This is a genomic window from Amycolatopsis anabasis, assembly GCF_009765355.1.
Taxonomy (GTDB): Bacteria; Actinomycetota; Actinomycetes; order Mycobacteriales; family Pseudonocardiaceae; genus Amycolatopsis; species Amycolatopsis anabasis.
On record NZ_VTHK01000171.1, the window covers coordinates 1 to 958 of the forward strand.

Annotated in this window: 1 protein-coding gene; it reads left to right on the plus strand. The window is 63.7% G+C overall.

Annotated elements, in window-relative coordinates; genetic code table 11:
- Window positions 1–958 (plus strand): helix-hairpin-helix domain-containing protein (locus FXO23_RS50560; RefSeq protein WP_343034606.1); only part of this gene is annotated, 958 nt, incomplete at both ends.

The window sequence follows — 958 nt, forward strand, 5'->3', positions numbered from 1 at the left end:
TACTGGACCGCGTACCTGAAGGCGAACTACCCCGCGGAGTACATGGCCGCGCTGCTGACCTCGGTCGGGGACAACAAGGACAAGTCCGCGGTCTACCTGTCGGAATGCCGCCGCCTGGGCATCAAGGTCCTGCCCCCCGACGTCAACGAATCCGGCCAGCGCTTCTCCGCGGTCGGCGACGACATCCGCTTCGGCCTCGGCGCCGTCCGCAACGTCGGCGCCAACGTCGTCGAATCCATCATCAAAACCCGCGAGGAAAAAGGAAAGTACTCCTCCTTCACCGACTTCCTCGACAAATCCGAACTCGTCGCCTGCAACAAACGCGTCATCGAATCCCTCATCAAAGCCGGCGCCTTCGACTCGCTGGGCAACACCCGCCTGTCCATGATCCAGGTCCACGAAGACGCCGTCGAAGCCGTCGTCCCGCTCAAACGCCAGGAGGCCATGGGCCAGTTCGACCTCTTCGGCGTCACCGACGACAACGCCCCCGCCGACAACAACTCCTCCTCCCCGCTCGCGCACCTGAAGTTCGGCGAGGAGGAATACCCCCGCAAGCAACTGCTCGGGTACGAACGCGAGATGCTCGGCCTCTACGTCTCCGCCCACCCCCTCGACGGCGCCGAACGCATCCTGCGCAAACACGCCAAGAAACCCATCGCCGCGATCCTCGCCGACCCGCCCAAGGAAGGCGAGATCATCGTCTCCGGCCTGATCACCTCCCTGGAACGCCGGGTCAACAAAAAAGGCGAACCCTGGGCCATCTGCACCGTCGAAGACATGGACGCCTCCCTGGAAGTCCTGTTCTTCCCCAAGTCCTACGCCCTGTTCGCCGCCGACCTCGTCGAAGACAACGCCGTCGTGGTCAAAGGCCGCGTCAACTGGCGCGAAGACAAAATGTCCGTCTTCGGCGGCGGCCTGATTCCACTCGATTTGTCCGACGCCGCCGTCGGCGAAGAAG